Source organism: Streptomyces djakartensis, from assembly GCF_014651075.1.
Classification (GTDB): Bacteria; Actinomycetota; Actinomycetes; order Streptomycetales; family Streptomycetaceae; genus Streptomyces; species Streptomyces djakartensis.
The window spans coordinates 1-15,284 of sequence record NZ_BMWE01000028.1 but is presented as its reverse complement, the minus strand read 5'-3'; the positions used below and the strand labels follow the sequence as shown (position 1 = coordinate 15,284).

Annotated in this window: 13 protein-coding genes; 5 read left to right on the top strand and 8 right to left on the bottom strand. The window is 72.0% G+C overall.

Annotated elements, in window-relative coordinates:
- Positions 1 to 106: 106 nt before the first annotated feature.
- Entirely contained in the window at positions 107 to 724 is a 618-nt protein-coding gene (locus IE212_RS31485) for a TetR/AcrR family transcriptional regulator (protein ID WP_190201386.1), read from the bottom strand.
- A 107-nt stretch (positions 725 to 831) separates the two neighbouring features.
- Here IE212_RS31485 and IE212_RS31480 point away from each other — a divergent pair, with 107 nt between their 5' ends.
- Complete coding sequence (locus tag IE212_RS31480) at positions 832 to 2,511, top strand: DHA2 family efflux MFS transporter permease subunit (protein WP_190201385.1); 1,680 nt, start codon at positions 832 to 834, stop codon at positions 2,509 to 2,511.
- A 421-nt stretch (positions 2,512 to 2,932) separates the two neighbouring features.
- Here the strand turns inward: IE212_RS31480 and IE212_RS31475 are convergent, their stop codons facing one another.
- Together IE212_RS31475 and IE212_RS31470 are read right to left on the bottom strand one after the other, a co-directional pair.
- The gene (locus tag IE212_RS31475) at positions 2,933 to 3,832 is read right to left on the bottom strand and encodes an aldo/keto reductase (RefSeq protein WP_190201384.1); all 900 of its coding nucleotides are present in this window, start codon (positions 3,830 to 3,832) and stop codon (positions 2,933 to 2,935) included.
- 1 nt (position 3,833) lies between these two features.
- Positions 3,834 to 4,745 (bottom strand): NAD-dependent epimerase/dehydratase family protein, encoded by a 912-nt coding sequence (locus tag IE212_RS31470; protein ID WP_190201383.1) that lies wholly within the window; start codon positions 4,743 to 4,745, stop codon positions 3,834 to 3,836.
- Between the two features lie 45 nt (positions 4,746 to 4,790).
- Between IE212_RS31470 and IE212_RS31465 the strand changes: the two genes are divergently transcribed.
- The 4 genes from IE212_RS31465 (at position 4,791) to IE212_RS31450 (ending at position 8,463) form a co-directional block, all read left to right on the top strand.
- Entirely contained in the window at positions 4,791 to 5,300 is a 510-nt protein-coding gene (locus IE212_RS31465; protein ID WP_229864659.1) for an Lrp/AsnC family transcriptional regulator, read from the top strand.
- A gap of 29 nt (positions 5,301 to 5,329) precedes the next feature.
- The gene (locus IE212_RS31460) at positions 5,330 to 5,743 is read left to right on the top strand and encodes a MerR family transcriptional regulator (protein ID WP_190201382.1); all 414 of its coding nucleotides are present in this window, start codon (positions 5,330 to 5,332) and stop codon (positions 5,741 to 5,743) included.
- Entirely contained in the window at positions 5,737 to 6,054 is a 318-nt protein-coding gene (locus tag IE212_RS31455; RefSeq protein ID WP_308430262.1) for a thioredoxin family protein, read from the top strand. The genes IE212_RS31460 and IE212_RS31455 overlap by 7 nt, the downstream gene beginning before the upstream one ends.
- Positions 6,055 to 6,174: 120 nt before the next feature.
- Positions 6,175 to 8,463 carry a HelD family protein gene (locus tag IE212_RS31450; RefSeq protein WP_190201429.1) on the top strand — a complete coding sequence of 763 codons (2,289 nt, stop codon included), beginning with the start codon at positions 6,175 to 6,177 and terminating at the stop codon, positions 8,461 to 8,463.
- A gap of 106 nt (positions 8,464 to 8,569) precedes the next feature.
- Here the strand turns inward: IE212_RS31450 and IE212_RS31445 are convergent, their stop codons facing one another.
- The 5 genes from IE212_RS31445 to treS all read right to left on the bottom strand — a co-directional run.
- Complete coding sequence (locus IE212_RS31445; RefSeq protein WP_190201381.1) at positions 8,570 to 8,980, bottom strand: hypothetical protein; 411 nt, start codon at positions 8,978 to 8,980, stop codon at positions 8,570 to 8,572.
- Positions 8,977 to 9,099, bottom strand: coding sequence for a hypothetical protein (locus IE212_RS35480; RefSeq protein WP_268250807.1), 123 nt, complete (start codon positions 9,097 to 9,099; stop codon positions 8,977 to 8,979). Before IE212_RS35480 ends, IE212_RS31445 begins: the two co-directional genes overlap by 4 nt.
- Before the next feature lie 227 nt (positions 9,100 to 9,326).
- Positions 9,327 to 12,233 (bottom strand): 1,4-alpha-glucan branching enzyme, encoded by a 2,907-nt coding sequence (gene glgB, locus IE212_RS31440; RefSeq protein ID WP_190201380.1) that lies wholly within the window; start codon positions 12,231 to 12,233, stop codon positions 9,327 to 9,329.
- Between the two features lie 27 nt (positions 12,234 to 12,260).
- A complete protein-coding gene (locus IE212_RS31435; RefSeq protein ID WP_190201379.1) occupies positions 12,261 to 13,703 on the bottom strand; it encodes a maltokinase N-terminal cap-like domain-containing protein in 1,443 nt (480 codons plus the stop codon).
- A gap of 193 nt (positions 13,704 to 13,896) precedes the next feature.
- A partial coding sequence (gene treS / locus IE212_RS31430; RefSeq protein WP_190201378.1) for a maltose alpha-D-glucosyltransferase occupies positions 13,897 to 15,284 on the bottom strand: 1,388 nt, incomplete at its 5' end.

The following is a 15,284-nucleotide window of genomic DNA, read 5'->3' as shown; positions in this document are numbered from 1 at the left end:
CGCGCCGCCCCCCAGGATCCGGGCGGCTGGGTGTCCCCCCGTCGCTCAGCCGCCCGGTTGTGACTTCCAGAAGTCCAGAAGTCCAGAAGTCCAGAAGTCCAGAAGTTCAGACGTTCAGCTTCGCCACCAGCTCGGTGGCCCTCGAGGCGGGCACGCCCGCCGCGGTCAGTACGGTGACCGCGGCGCAGCGGCCCGCCTCTTGCGCTGTCAGCAGGCCGTCGTTCACCGCCTCCATCACCGCGAACAGCATCTGCTCGTGCACGTACGCGAGGGCCGGCGCCGGCAGCGGTGAGGCGAAGAGGCCCTCGTCCAGGCCGCGCTGCAACAGCCCGATGCTCGCCTCACGGACCGGCGCGAGCCGCTCCCGGATGCCCTGCATGGTCACCGTGCGCTGGGCGAGAGCGACCAGCAGCCGGTAGCGGTCGGCGATCTCCCACACCGCCAGCACCGAGCGCGCCACCGCCTCCGCGGGATCGCCCACACCCTCGCGGCCCGCCGCGTGCGCGGCCGACAGCGCCGCCACCGCCTCGTCGACGAGCGTGCTGATCAGCGCCTCGCGGCTCGGGAAGTGCCCGTAGACGGTCCGGCGTACGACGCCCGCCGCGCGGGCGATCTGGTCCATGGACGCGTCGGGGTCCCGCAGCAGCTCGGTGAGGGCGATGTCGAGGATGCGGCGCCGGTTGGCGTCGGCGCGGCTGGTGCTGCCCGTGGTCATGGACGTCATTCTGTCCTTCCTCCATCGACTTGCACAGTACTGTGCAACGGCGTACATTGCACAGTGTTGTGCAAATGCACACCCCTGTGCAAGTCGATGGAGGAAGGCAGCCCGCCATGGGACTCGTCGTGACCGAACCGGCCGAGAGGATGGAACGCCCCTACGCACGCCGCTGGTGGGCGCTCCTCGTGCTCTGCCTGAGCCTGCTGATCATCGTGATGGCGAACACCGCCCTCACCGTGGCCGCGCCCGACATGACTCAGGACCTCGGCCTGTCCAGCGCGGACCTCCAGTGGGTCATCGACGGCTACACCGTCCCGTACGCCGCGCTGATGCTGCTGCTCGGCGCGATCGGCGACAAGTACAGCCGCCGGGGCGCGCTCGTCCTCGGGCTGGTGGTGTTCGGCGCGGGCGCGGTCCTCGGCTACCTCGCCGACAGCTCCACGGCGGTCATCGCGGCGCGTGCCGTGATGGGAGCGGGCGCCGCGATGATCATGCCCGCCACACTGTCCCTGCTCGCCGCGACGTTCCCGCGTGCCGAACGCGCCAAGGCCATCACCCTGTGGACCGCCACGGCAGGACTCGCCATCGCGGCCGGACCGCTGGTCGCCGGGGCGCTCCTCGAGCACCACGGCTGGTCGTCGACGTTCCTCATCAACGTTCCCGTCGCCGCCCTGGCCGTCGTCGGGGCGTTCGTCCTGGTGCCGCCGTCCCGGGCCGGCCACCGGGAGCGCATCGACTACGTCGGCGGGCTGCTGTCGGTGGTGTGGACCGGTGCGCTCGTCTACATGATTATCGAGGGGCCGCACTTCGGCTGGGGCGTCCGGGCGATCACGGCGGCGGCCGTCGCGGGCGCCGGACTCGTGGCCTTCGTGCTCTGGGAGCTGCGTCACCCGCGTCCCCTCCTCGACGTGCGCCGCTTCACCGACCGCCGCTTCGCGGGTTCCAACCTCGCCGTCGCCCTGTTCTTCCTGGCCGTCTTCGGCGCCTTCTACTACCTGACCCAGCACCTGCAGTTCGTGCTCGGCTACGACGCCCTGGACACCGGCCTGCGCATGCTGCCGCTGGCCGGTGCCGTCTTCGTGGGCTCGGCCCTCACCGGCTACCTCACCCCGCGGGTCGGCATGAAGTGGACCGTCACGGCCGGCATGGTCGGCGGTACGGCGGCGCTGGCGCTGCTCACCCGGGTCGACGCCGGGTCGTCGTACGGCGACTTCGTCGCGCCCCTGGTCGTCCTGGGCCTCGCGATCGGGCTCGCCCTGTCGCCCTGCACGGACGCGATCATGGGGGCCTTCCCGGAGTCCGAGCTGGGCGTCGGCGGCGCCGTGAACGACACCTCGCTGGAGCTGGGCGGCTCGCTCGGCATCGCGGTCCTCGGCTCGTTGCTGGCGACCTCGTACTCCGGTCACCTGTCGGACGCGACGGCCGGCAGCAAGCTTCCCGCCTCCTCTCTGGAGACCGCCCAGGACTCCGTCGGGGCCGGGTACGCGGTGGCGCGGGGCATCGGGGACAAGGCGCGGCAGCTGGCCGAGCAGGCGGCGCACACGAGCGACCCGCAGCAGGCGGAGCGGCTTCGGGCGCAGGCCGAGCAACTCGGCGCCGGAGCACGTCGGATGGCCGACGCGGTGGGTTCCTCGTTCGCCGACGCGGTCGCGCACACCAGTCTGGTCGGGGCGGTGGTCCTGGGCGTCGGGACGCTGCTCGTGGCGCTGCTCCTGCCCGGCAAGGACAGGACCGCGGACGGCGGGCCTGCGGAGGACCGGGAGCGGGAGCTGCAGCCCTCCGCAACCCGCTAGAACCACGCCGCGCGTCCGCCCCGCGGGCGACGGGGCCGCTCTCCCGACGGGCTCCAGAGTGCGTGTCCCCCTCCCTCGCCGCCCGGTGGTCCGTGTGACCGCCGGGCGGTTGTCTTGCCGCCTGGCGCGCGGTGAGTGGGCGCTGGATGCCGGCGGCTGCCCCGGGGGATGGGGTCGCTGGTGCGGGCAGGCTCCAAAGTGCGCGTCTTCCCGCCGTTCGGCACGCGGAGAGTACGCACCCGGCGCCGGGGGGCGCCCTGGGCGACGGGGCCGCTGGTGTGACAGGTCCCGCAGCGTGTTCCCCGCCGCCCGGTGGTCCGTGTGACCGCCGGGCGGTTGTCTTGCTGCCTGGCGCGCGGTGAGTGGGCGCGGGATGCCGGGCGGCCGCCCCCGGGTGACCGGGCCGGTGCCGCGACAGGTGCTACGCGCGGACCGGTGCGGCGGCCTCGTCCAGGCGTGCGCGCTCCTCCGGGGTGAGCGGCAGGTCCGCTGCGGCCGCCGAGTCCCTGATCGTCTCCGGGCGGCTCGCCCCCGGAATGGGGACGACCGTCGGGGACCGCGTCAGCAGCCAGGCCAGGCCGACCCGTTGTGGGCTGACACCGCGTTCCCGGGCCACCGCGTGGAAGGCGGCGAAGCGATCCGCCCCCTCCGTGCGCGACGGCCCGTCCAGGGAGCTGCGGGCCAGTCCGCCCAGCGGGCTCCACGGCAGGAACGCCAGTCCCAGTTCCGCGCACAGCCGCAGTTCCGGCTCGCTGTCCCGGACCGCGGGGGAGTACCGGTTCTGCACCGACACCAGCCGGTCGCCGAGGATCTCGCGCGCCCGGCGTATCTGGTCCGCGTCCGTGTTGGAGACACCGGCCAGCCGGACCGTGCCGGCGTCGAGCAACTCGCGCAGCGCGCCGACCGACTCCTCGAACGGCACCGCGGGGTCCGGCTTGTGCAGCTGGTAGAGGCCGATCGCCTCGACGCCGAGGCGTTTGAGCGAGGCCTCGGCGGCGGCCTTGAGGTGACGGGGGGAGCCGTTCACCGTCCAGGCGCCGCCGGCCGGGCGGCCGCGGCCGCCCTTCGTGGCCACCAGGACGCCGGAGGTGTCACCGCCGTAGGTGGCGAGCGCGCGGGCCACCAGGCGCTCGTTGTGGCCGGGCTCAGCGCCCGGCAGATGGTAGGAGTCGGCCGTGTCCAGCAGGGTCACGCCCGCGTCGAGCGCGGCGTGCACGGTTGCCAGGGCACGCTCCTCGTCCGGTCGGCCCTGGATGGACAGCGGCATGGCGCCGAGTCCGACCGCGCTCACCCGCAGTCCGCCAAGTGTCCTGTACCGCATGTCAGGCGCCCTTCCCGAGGGTCTCCGCGACGGCGCGCGGCAGCCACTGCCGGGCGTCGGGGAAGGTGTACCCGAGCCGGGCGGCGCGGGCGTTGTCCATGCCGTAGGAGCGCCGGAAGGAGAACGGCGAGACCTCACCGACCTCGACGGGCCGGAACACGGCGCGGCCGCCCGGGACGTGCGCGGCCACCGCCTCGCACAGGTCCTCGGTGGTCAGCGGCCCGCCGGAGGCGGCGTTCACAGGCCCCGTGAAGTCCTCGCCCGCCGTCCAGGCCAGGAAGCGGGCGATCTCCTCGACGTGGACGTACGTGGCCGGCTGGTTCCGGGCCGGGACGGCGATCGGCTCGCCGGTGCGTATCCGCTCGGCGTAGTGGGCCAGCCTGCCCGTGAAGTCGTCGTGCCCGCCCAGCACATGGGCCACCCGCACCACCGTGGACGCGAACTCCCCTCCGGCCGCGAGGACCGCCTCGGCCTGCCGCTTGCCCTCCCCGTAGCGGGACTCCAGGAACGCGGGATCGTCCCAGGGCAGGCCCGGGTCGACGGCGACGGTGAACGGGTCGACGGCCTCCTCCCGCACCAGGGCGGGCGAGTCCTCGTACTCGTACACCTCGACCGTCGAGGTCATCACATAGCGCCGGGTGCGTCCGGAGAAGACGCGGCGGGCGATCGCGGCCTGGCGCGGGGTGTAGCAGACCTGGTCGACGACGACGTCGAAGACGCGCGGCCCGAGCGCACCGGTCAGCGACCTTTCGTCGTCCCGGTCGGCGAGCAGCTGCTCCACCCCGGCGGGAGGCGGCAAGGACCCCCGGTTCAGCACGGTCACGCGGTGGCCTTCGCCGAGGAGCCGTGCGATGAGACGCTTTCCGACGTAACGGTTGCCGCCGATGACCAGTACTTCCACGGGTTTTTTCATGGCCATAATTCTCCCGGCGTACATCCACGCTCTGAAGGGGGAACCATGGGAGTTCAGGCCGCCGCACCGAAAGAACCACGGCATCTGCGGGCCGCCGCCGACGAAACATCGGTGGCGTTCGACGCGTTGGACCGGCAGATCCTCGAACTGCTCCAGACCGACGGCCGGATCAAGCTCAGCGAGCTGGGCCGCCGGGTCCGGCTCAGTCCGGCGGCGGTCACCGAGCGGGTGCGGCGACTGGAGGCGGCGGGCGTGATCACCGGCTACGGCGCCCGGGTCGTGCCAGCCCGGCTCGGTTACGGCATCCAGGCGTTCATCCGGGTCAACCCGCACGGCGGGTACAACCTGAAGCACCCCAGGACCCTGGAGCTGATCGAGCGGCCGGAGATCACCGAGGTGCACCACGTGGTCGGGGAGGACTGCTGGATCCTCAAGGTGGCCGTGCGGGACACCGTGCATCTCGAGGAGATCCTGGAGGAGGTGTCCGCGCTGGGACGCACGACGACGTCGATCGTGCTGACCTCCCCGGTGGAGCGGAAGCCGCTGTTGCCCTGACGCGGGCGTCAAGGATTACGTTCGACCGCATGCGAATCGGCGAGCTGGCCGCGCGGGCCGGGACCACGACGCGGACGCTGCGGTACTACGAGTCGCGTGGGCTGCTGCCCGCGCGGCGGACGAGCAATGGGTACCGCAGTTACGACGAGAGCGATCTGCGGCTGCTCCGGCAGATCCGGACACTGCAGGACTTCGGGTTCGGCCTGGAGGAGACGCGGCCCTTCGTGGAATGTCTGCGGGCCGGCCATCCCGAGGGCGACTCCTGCCCGGCGTCGCTCGCGGTCTACCGGCGCAAGCTGGATGAACTGGACAGTCTGATCAGCCAGCTGACGGGTGTGCGGGAGACGGTCGCGCGGCAGCTCGCGCGGGCCGAGCTGGCCGCCGAGGCGGAGGCTCCGGGGGGTCCGGAGCCACGGTGCGAGCTGGGAGGGCGCACATGGTGATCGATGTGACGGACGCGGACTTCGAGGCGGAGGTGATCGGCGCCGGCCTTCCGGTGCTGGTGGAGTTCACCGCCGACTGGTGCCCGCCGTGCCGGCAGATGGGACCGGTGCTCAGCGCGCTGGCCGCGGAGGTGGGGGAGCGTCTGAAGGTGGTGCAGCTCGACGTGGACACCAACCCGCTGACCACGAACGCCTACAAGGTGCTCTCCATGCCGACGTTCATGGTGTTCCGCGGCGGTGAGCCCGTGAAGTCGATGGTGGGAGCGCGGGCCAAGCGGCGGCTGCTGGAGGAGCTCGCCGACGTGCTGTGATGCCGACCTGAAGAGGAGAAATCCCCCGGGCAATTGCGCCCGGGGGATTTCCTTGCGTATATTTGTCCGTTCGTGACTTCAGTTCGAAGAAGTCACAGTGAAGTTCAGTGAGCACAGTATATCCGGGCGGGAGCGGAATTGTCAAACACCGAATTTCCGGACGATGAATTGCGGCAGGAGCAGGAATTCATCGACGGGTTGTACGCACGCGTGGACGCGCTGCGCGGCGACGCCGAGACCTCCGTCACGGACGCGCTCGCGCAGGGCGACACCCCCATGCAGGCAAGACTTGAGCGGGACATCCTCGTGGCGGAGCGATCCGGGCTGCTCGCCGCACTGAACGCGGTGGACGGCTCCCTGTGCTTCGGCCGGATCGACCTCACCTCCGGCACCACCCACCACATCGGCCGCATCGGGCTGCGCACCGACGACGCCGAGCGCACCCCCGTGCTGATCGACTGGCGCGCCGACGTCGCCCGACCCTTCTACCTGGCCACCGGCCACACCCCGATGGGCCTGAGGCGGCGACGGCACATCGCGACGGACGGGCGCCGGGTCACCCATCTGCACGACGAGATCCTCGACCTCGGCGACGAGACCCGCACCGGTCACGAGGACCCCACCGGTGACGCCGTGCTGCTCGCCGCGCTCAACTCCGCCCGCACCGGCCGCATGAGCGACATCGTGCAGACCATCCAGGCCGACCAGGACCGGATCATCCGCGCCCCGCACCGCGGCGTCATGGTGGTGGAGGGCGGACCGGGCACCGGCAAGACGGCCGTCGCCCTGCACCGCGCCGCGTATCTGCTGTACGAGCACCGGGAACTGCTCGCCAAGCGGGCGGTGCTGATCGTCGGGCCCAACCCGGCGTTCCTCGGCTACATCGGCGAGGTGCTGCCCTCCCTGGGTGAGACGGGCGTACTCCTCGCGACCGTGGGCGAGCTGTTCCCCGGGGTGAAGGCGACCGCGGCCGACACCCCCGAGGCCGCCGCCGTCAAGGGCCGCGCCGGCATGGCCGACGTCCTCGCCGAGGTCGTACGCGGCCGGCAGGCACTGCCCGACCCGGTGATCGCCATCGAGCACGAGCGTGAGGTCCTCATGCTCGACGACGGTCTGGTGAAGGTCGCCCGCGAGCGCACCCGGGCCGCGAAGCTGCCCCACAACGCGGCCCGCGAGCACTTCGAGGGCCACATCCTCAACACCCTCACCGAGCTGTACGCCGAGCGCATCGGCACCGACCCCTTCGACGGGTCCAGCCTGCTCGACCCCAGCGACATCACCCAGATCCGCGACGACCTCGCCGAGAACCCCGACGTCTGGTCCGCGATCGACCAGTTGTGGCCGGTGCTCACCCCGCAGCGGCTCGTCGCCGACTTCCTCGCCGCCCCGGAGGAGTTCCTCTCCGCCGAGGACGCCGACGCCGTACGCCGCCCGGTGACCCGGCGCTGGACGGTGGCGGACGTGCCGCTGCTGGACGAGGCCGCCGAGCTCCTCGGCGAGGACGATCGCCTGGCCAGGGAGCGCGCCGCGCGCGAGCGGGAAGAGCAGATCGCCTACGCGCAGGGCGTGCTCGAGGTGTCGTACGCGTCCCGGACCTACGAGTTCGAGGACAAGGAGGAGGACGACCCCGAGAGCTCCGAGGTGCTGTCCGCGCACGACATCATCGACGCCGAGCGGTTCGCCGAGCGGCACGAGGAGGACGACCACCGCAGCGCCGCCGAGCGCGCCGCGGCCGACCGCACCTGGGCGTTCGGCCACATCATCGTCGACGAGGCGCAGGAGCTGTCGCCGATGGCGTGGCGGCTGCTGATGCGGCGCAGCCCGACGCGTTCGATGACCCTGGTCGGCGACCCCGCGCAGACCGCGGAGGCGGCCGGGGTCGGCTCCTGGGCGGGCATCCTCGCCCCGTTCGTGGAGGACCGCTGGGAGCACACCCGGCTGGGCGTCAACTACCGGACCCCGGCCGAGATCATGGGCGTGGCGGCGGCCGTGGTGCGCGCCGAGCAGCCGGATTTCGAGCCGCCGAGCTCGGTCCGCTCCACGGGCGTACGCCCCTGGGCACGGGCCACCGGCGACCTGCCGGGTTCGGTGGCCGAGGCGGTCGGGGAGCTCACCCCCGACGAGGGGCGGCTCGCGGTGATCGCGCCCCGCGACCTCCACCGGAGCATCGCGGCCCGGCTGGACGGGGTCACGGCGGGCGCCGAACCTGACCTCACGCGGACGGTCGTCCTGCTCGACCCGCGGCAGGCCAAGGGCCTGGAGTTCGACTCCGTCCTCGTGGTCGAGCCCGGCCGGTACGGCACCAGTGACCTGTATGTGGCGCTGACCCGGGCCACCCAGCGGCTGGGCGTGCTGCACACCGGGGAGCTGCCGAAGGCCTTGGCCGAGCACCTCGTGCAGGACCGGTAACAGTTCGTGTCGTAGTCACCGCCGGCGCACGGCCGGTGCGGTGGGCGTCGCCCCTGGGCGCCCAGTCCTACGCGACCGCACCGGCCGTCGACAGCTCGGAACACGCCTACCGCCGCAGGGCTTCGGGCTCCCGCAGGGCGTGCCACAGCCCGGCCGCCAGTGGTAGGACCGTCAGGGCGAAGAAGACCCAGAACACGAACACGGCGCCGGGCGCGAGGTCGTAGGTGGTGCCGTCCTCCCATTGGCAGTAGGCCCGGGGCGGAAACGGCGTGGACACCCCCCAGGCCTTCCCGCCCCCGAGGAAGCCCTCCCGCATCGGCTCGCGGGGGCAGGGGGCGGTCTCCGGGAACAGGAAGGGATCGTCCGCCGTCATGATCATGGTCCAGGTCACGGCACAGCAGGGCGCCGCCCAGAACACCGCGGTCCGCAGCCACAGCGGCAGCCGCGGATGTGTCAGAAGGCCGCGCAGCGCGACCTGGACCAGTACGAGTCCGGCGAACACCGGCAGCAGCGTCACGACGCCCCGGCGGCCTTCCGGGCACGCGGCTCGGCCGCGCTGCCCGTGCCGATGGCGAGCAGCGCGGCGGCGAGGGCGAAGACGGCGCAGGCCGACGGGACCCCGAGGTCCGTCAGCACGGCAGTACCTGCGAGGTGAGCGGGACGGCACGCATGCGGCCACCCCACCAGGACCCCGAGGGCACTGCTGTGGCGGAAGCCACTCCTCCCGTCACAGCAGTGTCACAGTGGGCGGTGCGGACAGTGCGGCAGTACGGTCGGCGCTCAACCCTGCCTGTCCATGGGGACGTGCGCCGGCGGCTCGGGCAGGCAGCCGCCTGCCGGGTCGTACTGCGGCGCGCGGAACGCTACGCCGGGCGCAGCCACACCGTCGCCAGCGGGGGCAGGGTCAGGCGAATGCTCGCCGGCCGGCCGTGCCAAGGCTGGGCCTCGGGTTTGACCGCGTCGGGGTTGGTGACATCGCTGCCGCCGTAGCGGGCGGCGTCGGTGTTGACGGCCTCGTGCCAGGCGGGGACGTCCTCGGGCACGCCCAGCCGGTAGTCCTGGCGGACGACCGGCGCGAAGTTCGACACCGCCAGCAGCGGGGTGCCCTCCTCGTCCAGCCGCAGGAACGCCAGGACGTTGTAGTCGGCGGCGTCCCCGACGATCCACTCGAATCCGGCCGGGTCCGTGTCGAGCCGCCACAGGGCCGGTGTGGCGCGGTACACGGTGTTGAGGTCACGGACCAGGTCACGGACGCCCCGGTGGTCGGCCTCGGCCCCGTAGCCCGGGTCCAGCAGCCACCAGTCGGGCCCGTGCGCCTCGGACCACTCGGCGCCCTGCGCGAACTCCTGGCCCATGAAGAGCAGTTGCTTGCCCGGATGGGCCCACATGAAGCCGAGGTAGGACCGCACCCCGGCGCGCTGCTGCCACCAGTCGCCCGGCATCTTCGACACCAGGGAGCGCTTGCCGTGCACGACTTCGTCGTGGGAGATCGGCAGCACGTAGTTCTCGCTGTACGCGTACACCATCGAGAACGTCATCTCGTGGTGGTGGTACTTGCGGTGCACCGGCTCGTGGCTCATGTACTGCAGCGAGTCGTGCATCCACCCCATGTTCCACTTCAGCCCGAACCCGAGCCCGCCGAAGCCGCTCGGCCCCTTGTGGTGGGTGGCCCGGGTGACGCCGTCCCACGCGGTGGACTCCTCGGCGATCGTGACCACACCGGGCACCCTGCGGTACACCGTCGCGTTCATCTCCTGCAGGAACGCCACCGCGTCCAGGTTCTCCCGGCCGCCGTGCTCGTTGGGCGTCCACTGGCCCGGCTCGCGGGAGTAGTCGAGGTAGAGCATGGACGCCACCGCGTCCACGCGCAGCCCGTCGATGTGGAACTCCTCGCACCAGTACACCGCGTTCGCGACGAGGAAGTTGCGCACCTCGTTGCGTCCGAAGTCGAACTCCAGCGTGCCCCAGTCGGGATGCGCGGCCCGCAGCGGGTCCTCGTGCTCGTACAGCGGGCGGCCGTCGAACTCGGCGAGCGCCCAGTCGTCGCGCGGGAAGTGCGCCGGAACCCAGTCCATGAGGACGCCGATGCCGGCCTGGTGCAGCCTGTCGACCAGGTACCGGAAGTCGTCGGGCGTGCCGAGGCGGGCCGTGGGCGCGTAGAAGCCGGTGACCTGGTACCCCCAGGAACCGCCGAACGGGTGCTCGGCGACAGGCATCAGCTCGACGTGCGTGAAACCCAGTTTCTTGACGTACGCGGGGAGCTGGTCCGCGAGTTGACGGTACGTCAGTCCAGGTCGCCAGGACGGCAGGTGGATCTCGTACACCGAGAACGGCGACTCGTGCGCCGGGGCATCGGCGCGCCGGGCCAGCCACTCGGCGTCACCCCACTCGTACCGCGAGGACGTGATGACCGACGAGGTCGCCGGCGGCACCTCCGTGCGGCGGGCCAGCGGGTCGGCGCGCAGCGTCTTCGACCCGTCGGGCCGGGTGATCTCGAACTTGTACAGCTCGCCCTCGCCGATGTCCGGCAGGAACAGCTCCCACACCCCGGACGTCCCCAGCGACCGCATGGCGTGCCCGGTGCCGTCCCAGAAGTTGAAGGTGCCGGCCACGCGCACGCCGCGCGCGTTCGGCGCCCACACCGCGAACCGGGTGCCGGTCACGCCCTGGTGGGTCGTCGGGTGCGCGCCCAGCGCCGTCCACAGCTCCTCGTGCCGGCCCTCGCCGATCAGGTGCAGGTCCAGCTCGCCCAGCGTCGGCAGGAAGCGGTAGGCGTCCTCGGTCTCCTGGACCGTACCCTCGTACGCCACGAGCAGCCGGTACGCCGGGACCTCCGTCAGCGGCAGCAGCCCGGAGAAGAAGCCCTCGCCGTCGTCGTGCAGCTCCGCCCGGAGTTCTCCGGAGAGGACGGTCACGGACCGCGCGTACGGCCGGAACGCCCGGAACGCGACCCCGCCGGGCACGGGGTGGGCGCCGAGCACGGAGTGCGGGTCGTGGTGCGTGCCGTGGAGCAGCCGCTCCCGGTCCGCCGCGTCGACGGCCGGCGAGACGGCGATCTCCATCTCCGGCGGGGCGACCTGGGCGGGGGCGGCCTTCGCGGCGGCGGCCGTGCCGGTGGGAGCCGTCCCGGCGGCGGTGGCCGTGGTGGTGGTTGCCCCGGTGGTGGGCTTCCTGGTGGTGGCCTTCTTGGCAGGCGCCTTCTTCGCGGCGGCCTTCTTCGCCGGGGGGCTCACGGCAGACGTCGTGGCGCCGGTGGCCTTGGCGGCGGCCGCCTTCGTCGTGGTGGCCTTCTCGGCCACCGCCTTCTTGGCCGTCGCCTTCTTGGCGGTTGCCTTCTTGGCGGTCGCCTTCTTGGCGGTCGCCTTCTTCGGCGTGGGCTGTCCGGCGGCAGCCGCCTTCGTCGCCGCCACCTTCTCGGCGGTGGACTTCGCCGCGGTCGCCGTCGCGGAAGCCGTCTTCTTCGTGACGGCCTTCTTCGTGGCGGCCTTCTCGGCGGCCGCCTTCTTCGGGGCCGTCGTCTTCGCCGGAGCCGTCTTCTTCGCCGAGGCAGCCTTCTTCGCGGCGGCCTTCGCCGCGGGCGACTGCGCGGAGGGCGTCTTCTTGGCGGCGGCCTTCTTCGCGGCAGCCGTCCCCTTCTTGGCCGCTGCCTGTTTCGGCACCGCCGTCTTCTTCGCGGCGCTCTTCTGCTGGGCGGCCGTGGGCTGCTCGGGGATCTTCTCCCCGGCCGTCCTCTCGGGACGCGAACCGCTGGACTCAGGGCGGGGGGTCACGGGCGGAGCCTCCAGGGCGAGGGTGGGTCAGGTCAAGTGGCCGGACGAGGCGAGCCGCTCTATGGCGGCCAGGGGCACCGGCAGCCAGTCGGGGCGGTGCCGGGCCTCGTACACCACCTCGTAGATCGCCTTGTCCGTCTCGTAGGCGCGCAACAGCACCGGGTCGGTGCGCGGATCGCGGCCGGAGGCCTCGGCGTATCCGGAGCAGTACGCGGAACGGCAGGTCTCGGCCCAGTCCGGCTGGGGCGGACCGACCGAGCGCGCCGCGTAGTCGAAGGACCGCAGCATCCCGGCGACGTCCCGCACCGCCGGCTGCGGCATGCGCCGCTCGGGCAGCGGCCGGGCCGGCTCACCCTCGAAGTCGATCAGCCACCACTCGCCGGCCGGCGAGCGCAGGCACTGACCGAGGTGAAGGTCGCCGTGCACGCGCTGCGCGGTCCAGGTGCGGCCCTCGGAGGCCAGATCACCCAGCGCCGTGAACGCCGACCTCAGGCCGCCGGCGTAGGGCCTGAGCGCCGGCACCGCCTGAACGGCCGCCTCCAGGCGCTCGATCATGCCGCCGACCATCAGCTCCAGCTGCACATGACCGAGGGTGACGGTCGGCAACGCCCGGGCCAGCGCGGTGTGCACCTCGGCGGTGGCCCGCCCCAGCGCCCGCGCCTCGGCGCCGAAGTCCTCACCCTTGGCGAGCTCCCGCAGCGCCAGCTCCCAGCCGTCCGAGGCGCCCTGCACGAACGGCTGGAGCACCCCCAGCACGTACGGCTGTCCGGCGAGGTCCGCCGACCCCGCCGAGACCACCGGGTCGGCCGTGGGGTCGACGTCCGCGACCATCCAGGCCGTCGGCGCGGGCACCCGGGGGCAGCCCTCGCGGGCCAGCGCCAGCGGCAGCTCGAGGTCGGGGTTGACGCCGGGCACGATCCGGCGCAACAGCTTGAGAATGAACGTATCTCCGTAGACGATCGACGAGTTGGACTGTTCCGCGGTCACCACGCGCGGTACCAGTCCGGACCGGATGTCCTGCCGCTCGTCCCGCTCGAAGCGGAGTACGCCGATCCGGGCCTGGGTGCGCAGGGCCTCCAGCAGCAGCTCGGCCGGCCTGGGGTCGTGCAGGGCGTCGTAGACCGTCCGGCCGGCCAGCGGCCCCGTCGACAGGTGCCCGATCAGCGCGGGCGCGAGCCGGGGCGGCAGCGCCTCGCGCACGCCTATCAGGAGCTGGTAGCAGTCGCCGGGGTGGTCGGGCGCCCCATGGGACGGCACGAGCGGCTGGTGGGTGCGGACCAGCAGGTGGTACAGGCCGAGCTTGCCGGTGCTCGGGAGCAGCTCGGTGGCGGCGACCAGCGTGAACCCGGTGACCGGACGTCCCTTGCCGGCGAACCAGCGCTGACGTGGCAGCCATTCCCGCAGCAGTGGATCCAGGGAGGCAAGAAGGCCGGGCGGGGTGGTGACGGTACGTGTGACGGCTTCCGGCATGGCGTCGCGTCCTTTCACCCATGGTGGGTGCGTCTCCTCCGGGGGGCTTCGGCGGCTCCCGGGGCGCTCCTCCGGCTCACGCGGGTGGGCGGGGTGTTACTGATGCGTGCCCCGGGCGGGGCAGGAGAAACGCCCCGCCGCGGGGGTTTGCGGCCCGCTCCCCGGATCTGGCCTCAACAGGCCCTTCCGGGCCTCACACGGCGTCCCTGCGAAGCCGGAACCAGTAGAAGCCGTGGCCCCCGAGGGTGAGCAGGTAGGGCAGTTCGCCGATGGCGGGGAAGCGGACGCCGCCGAACAGCTCCACCGGGTGCCGTCCCTCGAAGGCGCTCAGGTCCAGCTCCGTGGGCTGCGCGAACCGTGAGAAGTTGTTCACGCAGAGCACCAGGTCGTCCTCGTACTCCCGCAGGAACGCCAGCACCGCCGGGTTCGTCGACGGCAGCTCGGTGTATGAGCCGAGGCCGAAGGCCGGGTTCTGCTTGCGGATCTCGATCATGCGGCGGGTCCAGTGCAGCAGGGACGACGGCGAGGCCATCGACGCCTCGACGTTGGTGACCTGGTAGCCGTAGACCGGGTCCATGATCGTGGGCAGGAACAGCCGCCCCGGATCGGACGAGGAGAAGCCGGCGTTGCGGTCCGGGGTCCACTGCATCGGTGTGCGCACCGCGTCCCGGTCGCCGAGCCAGATGTTGTCGCCCATGCCGATCTCGTCGCCGTAGTACAGGATCGGCGAGCCGGGCAGCGACAGCAGCAGGGCCGTGAACAGCTCGATCTGGTTGCGGTCGTTGTCCAGCAGGGGGGCGAGGCGCCGGCGGATGCCGATGTTGGCGCGCATGCGGGGGTCCTTGGCGTACTCGGCCCACATGTAGTCGCGCTCTTCGTCGGTGACCATCTCGAGCGTGAGCTCGTCGTGGTTGCGCAGGAAGATGCCCCACTGGCAGCCCGAGGGGATGGCCGGGGTCTTGGCCAGGATCTCGGAGACCGGGTAGCGGGACTCGCGCCTCACGGCCATGAAGATGCGGGGCATGACCGGGAAGTGGAAGGCCATGTGGCACTCGTCGCCGCCGCTCGGATAGTCGCCGAAGTAGTCGACGACGTCCTCGGGCCACTGGTTGGCCTCCGCCAGCAGCACCGTGTCCGGGTACTGCGCGTCGATCTCCTTGCGCACCCGCTTCAGGAAGGCGTGGGTGGCCGGCAGGTTCTCGCAGTTGGTGCCCTCCTCCTGGTACAGGTACGGCACCGCGTCCAGCCGGAACCCGTCGATGCCCAGGTCCAGCCAGAACTTCAGCGCGGAGATCATCTCCTCCTGCACGGCCGGGTTCTCGTAGTTCAGGTCCGGCTGGTGGGAGAAGAAGCGATGCCAGTAGTACTGCTTGCGGACCGGGTCGTAGGTCCAGTTGGAGGCCTCGGTGTCGACGAAGATGATGCGCGCGTCCTGGAACTGTTTGTCGTCGTCCGCCCACACGTAGTAGTCGCCGTAGGGGCCGTCGGGGTCCTTCCTGGACTCCTGGAACCACGGGTGCTGGTCGCTGGTGTGGTTCATGACGAAGTCGATGATCACGCGCATGCCGCGCTGGTGGGCGG